General features: G+C 72.4%; 4 protein-coding genes and 1 pseudogene. 2 read left to right on the top strand and 3 right to left on the bottom strand.

The annotated features are described in order from the left end of the window. From B7767_RS15485 to B7767_RS15475, 3 genes and pseudogenes are all read right to left on the bottom strand, one after another. A pseudogene (locus B7767_RS15485) lies at positions 1-429 on the bottom strand (hypothetical protein); the annotation flags it as partial. Between the two features lie 3 nt (positions 430-432). After that, the gene (locus B7767_RS15480) at positions 433-687 is read right to left on the bottom strand and encodes a MoaD/ThiS family protein (RefSeq protein WP_030864179.1); all 255 of its coding nucleotides are present in this window, start codon (positions 685-687) and stop codon (positions 433-435) included. A 38-nt stretch (positions 688-725) separates the two neighbouring features. Then, on the bottom strand, positions 726-1,571 hold the full coding sequence (locus tag B7767_RS15475; RefSeq protein ID WP_085572705.1) for an alpha/beta hydrolase: 846 nt from the start codon (positions 1,569-1,571) through the stop codon (positions 726-728). 220 nt (positions 1,572-1,791) lie between these two features. Here B7767_RS15475 and B7767_RS15470 point away from each other — a divergent pair, with 220 nt between their 5' ends. Continuing rightward, a complete protein-coding gene (locus B7767_RS15470; RefSeq protein WP_085572704.1) occupies positions 1,792-2,541 on the top strand; it encodes a response regulator transcription factor in 750 nt (249 codons plus the stop codon). A 42-nt stretch (positions 2,542-2,583) separates the two neighbouring features. Further along, positions 2,584-3,606, top strand: a complete 1,023-nt coding sequence (locus tag B7767_RS15465) for a LacI family DNA-binding transcriptional regulator (RefSeq protein ID WP_085572703.1) — start codon at positions 2,584-2,586, stop codon at positions 3,604-3,606. Positions 3,607-3,861 lie beyond the last annotated feature (255 nt).

The following is a 3,861-nucleotide window of genomic DNA, read 5'->3' as shown; positions in this document are numbered from 1 at the left end:
CACCAGCAGCGCGTACGTCCCCAGTGCCGCCCCGCCCGCCAGCAACAGCCCCAGCAGCGCGGTGAGCGCCGCCGGCTGCATCCCGGGCTCGATGATCGGCGACCGCCCCTCGGCCCGCGCCCGCTGCGCGTCGGTGACGCGCGAGTTCCCGGCCAGCGTGGCCGGCCCGTACGCGGGCCCGGCCTCAGGAGCGGCCGGAGCCGGGTCCGGAGCCGACGGAACCGGCTCCGGTGCCACCGGTGCCGCCGGAGCCGCCGCCACCGGCGGCTGCATCTGCGTCTCCCACGTCTGTCCCTGCCACTGCTGCGTGTACTGCTGGTCCGCGTACGGATCCTCGTACGCCTGCTGCCCGGGCCACACGCCCTGGGCAGCGTCCTGCCGCGGATCCTGGTACGACGGGTCGTACGCCCCGTACGGCTGGTTCGTCATCGCTCACCCTCCTGCGAACGGCGGAAGCACCTCGACCGTGCCGCCGTCGGCCAGCCGTACCGTCTCATGCGCGCGCTTCCCCACGGGATCACCGTCGACGAGGAACGAGCACCGCAGCAGCACGCGCGCGAGTTCACCGGGGTGCCGCCCGCGCACCGCGTCGAGCGCTCCGGCGAGCGTGGCCGCCTCGTACGCCTCCTCGGCCACCCCGGCCGCGGCCTTGGCTGCGGCCCAGTACCGCACCGTGACCTTTGCCATCTGCTGATCCTCAATCGGTCGACGACGAACACCTCAGGCTAGCCCGCCCGGCCCGCCACCCAGTCCCCGATCCGCTCCAGCAGCGCCTGGGGCGCCGCGTTCTCCGCGTGCCCCATGCCGGCCTCGACCCACAGCTCCCCGTGCTCCCCGGCGGCGGCCGCCAGCATCCGCGGGTGATCGAGCGGGAAGTACCCGTCCTGGTCCCCGTGGACGATCAGCAACGGCGTGGGCGCGATCCGCGGCACCGCCTCGACGGGCGACAGCGGCACCGGGTCCCACTGCCGGTGGTGGATCCGCGTCCGCAGTCCGTACCGTCCCACCAGGCGCCCGGACGGCCGGGTCACCAGCCAGTGCAGCCGCCGCATGGGGGCGGTCCCCCGGTAGAACCACCGCGCGGGCGCGCTCACGGAGACGACGGCGTCGACCCGGGTGTCCCGGCCGACCGCGGCGTGCCGCAGCACCACCGAGCCGCCCATGGAGAACCCGACGGTGGCCACCCGCGCGTACCCCAGTCCACGCGCCCACCCCACCACCGCCGCGAGGTCGAGCACCTCCCGGTCCCCCACGGTCGACCGCCCGCCCGACGCCCCGTGCCCCCGGAAGGAGAACGTCACGACACCGCCGTACCGCGCGAAGGCCCGTGCCGCCCGCCGCACGTGCGGCCGGTCCGCGTCCCCGGTGAACCCGTGCGCGACCACGAAGACGAGATCGCCGGAAGAAGCGGTCCCCGGTTCGTATACGGAATCGATCGCCACCCCGTCCGCAGTACGCAGAAACGTCCGCAAAGGCTTACCGCCCCGTGTTGCATCAGCCGTCTCGGAATATGGACGAATGGTGGATCGATCGGTGGATCGCGCCACATGACCTGCCGGACCGGTGCTCATGTCGGCTATTCTGCTGCGAAGAGGACTCGGGCAGTGAAGCCCCCGGGTCCTTTTGTGCTTTCGGAAGCGTTGTATACGAACGCGGGAAACCGCCGGTGTACGGGCCGTCGAACGCACGCAGCAATGCCGTAAACGTCCTCGCAGGGACCGAGGAGGAACCAGACGTTATGGGCGAGCGAACCGTGCACGAGCGAACGACGACCCGGGCCGGTGGGGTGCGATGAGCTCTCTGCTGCTCCTGACCAACGCACTCCAGCCGTCGACGGAGGTGCTCCCCGCCCTCGGCCTGCTGCTGCACAACGTGCGGGTGGCGCCCGCGGAGGGCCCCGCCCTCGTCGACACCCCCGGCGCCGACGTGATCCTGGTCGACGGCCGGCGCGACCTCCCGCAGGTCCGCAGCCTGTGCCAGTTGCTGCGCTCCACCGGCCCCGGCTGCCCCCTCGTCCTGGTCGTGACCGAGGGCGGCCTGGCCGCCGTCACCGCGGACTGGGGCATCGACGACGTCCTCCTGGACACCGCGGGCCCGGCCGAGGTGGAGGCGCGCCTGCGCCTCGCCATGGGCCGCCAGCAGATCGTCAACGACGACTCCCCGATGGAGATCCGCAACGGCGACCTGTCGGTCGACGAGGCGACGTACTCCGCGAAACTCAAGGGCAGGGTCCTCGACCTGACCTTCAAGGAATTCGAACTGCTCAAATACCTCGCGCAGCACCCCGGCCGGGTCTTCACCCGCGCCCAGCTCCTCCAGGAGGTCTGGGGCTACGACTACTTCGGCGGCACCCGCACGGTCGACGTCCACGTACGGCGTCTGCGCGCCAAACTCGGCCCCGAGCACGAATCGCTGATCGGCACCGTCCGCAACGTCGGCTACCGGTTCGTCACTCCCGAGAAGCCCGAGAAGCCGGCCCGCGCCGCGGAGGACGCCAAGGAGAGGACGGACACCGCGGAAGCGGCGGAATCCAAGGTGTGATACGCCCTGCCCGTACCGGGTATATCCGCGTAGACTCCGCGCGTGGCCAAGGTAACCAGGGATGATGTGGCGCGGCTGGCGGGGACGTCCACCGCCGTCGTCAGCTATGTCATCAACAACGGACCCCGGCCGGTCGCCCCGGCCACGCGCGAGCGCGTCCTCGCCGCGATCAAGGAGCTGGGGTACCGGCCGGACCGGGTCGCCCAGGCGATGGCCTCGCGGCGCACGGACCTCATAGGCCTGATCATCCCGGACGCCCGTCAGCCGTTCTTCGGCGAGATGGCGCACGCGGTCGAGCAGGCCGCCTCCGAGCGCGGGAAGATGGTGCTCGTCGGCAACACGGACTACATCGCCGAGCGCGAGGTCCACTACCTGCGGGCCTTCCTCGGGATGCGGGTCTCCGGCCTGATCCTGGTCAGCCACGCGCTCAACGACCAGGCCGCCGCGGAGATCGAGGCGTGGGACGCCCGGGTCGTGCTGCTGCACGAGCGCCCGGAGGCGATCGACGACGTCGCCGTCGTCACCGACGACCTCGGCGGCGCCCAGCTCGCCGTGCGCCACCTGCTGGAACACGGCAACGAGTACGTGGCCTGCGTCGGCGGCACCGCGGAGACCCCCGCCGTCGGCGACCCGGTCTCCGACCACGTCGAGGGCTGGCGGCGCGCGATGGAGGAGGCCGGGATACCGACCGAGGGCCGCCTCTTCGAGGCCCCGTACAACCGCTACGACGCCTACCGGGTCGGCCTGGAGATCCTCTCCGGACCGGACCGCCCGCCCGCGGTCTTCTGCTCCACCGACGACCAGGCGATCGGCATCCTGCGCGCCGCGCGGGAACTGCGCATCGACGTGCCGGGGGAACTGGCGGTCGCCGGGTTCGACGACATCAAGGAGGCGGCGCTCGCGGACCCGCCGCTGACCACGGTCGCCTCCGACCGTCCGGCGATGGCCCGCTCGGCGGTCGACCTCGTCCTGGACGACGGCGTACGGGTGGCGGGCTCGCGCCGCGAGCGGCTGAAGGTGTACCCGTCCCGGCTGGTGGTACGCCACTCCTGCGGCTGCAGGTAAGCGGGTCCCGCCGACCGCGTCCCCGGCGGCCTTTATATCGGGCATACGAGGTTCTGCCGGGCTTCTCAGCACACGCTCAGCTCGCTCTCATGGTCGGGCGCGAGGCTCTGTGCCATGACCGAGAGCCTCCGCCCCAGCGGCGAGCACGCAAGCCCCGTCCCGGTGAACCCCGAGTGGCCGCCCCCGCCGGCGTACGCGCCGCCCCGGCAGCCCGCGCCGGAGTTCGCGCAGGAGCCGGCACCGCAGCCCACGACG

Origin of the sequence: Streptomyces sp. 13-12-16 (genome assembly GCF_002114215.1) — a bacterium.
In the GTDB taxonomy this organism is placed as follows: Bacteria; Actinomycetota; Actinomycetes; order Streptomycetales; family Streptomycetaceae; genus Streptomyces.
Note: the sequence above shows the minus strand (reverse complement) of the source record. Positions and strands in the feature narration are given on the sequence as shown.

Excerpts from the sequence above, each read along its gene's own strand:
- B7767_RS15480 (WP_030864179.1), bottom strand. The coding sequence starts at position 687 with ATGGCAAAGGTCACGGTGCGGTACTGGGCCGCAGCCAAGGCCGCGGCC.
- B7767_RS15475 (WP_085572705.1), bottom strand. The coding sequence starts at position 1,571 with ATGAGCACCGGTCCGGCAGGTCATGTGGCGCGATCCACCGATCGATCC.
- B7767_RS15470 (WP_085572704.1), top strand. The coding sequence starts at position 1,792 with ATGAGCTCTCTGCTGCTCCTGACCAACGCACTCCAGCCGTCGACGGAG.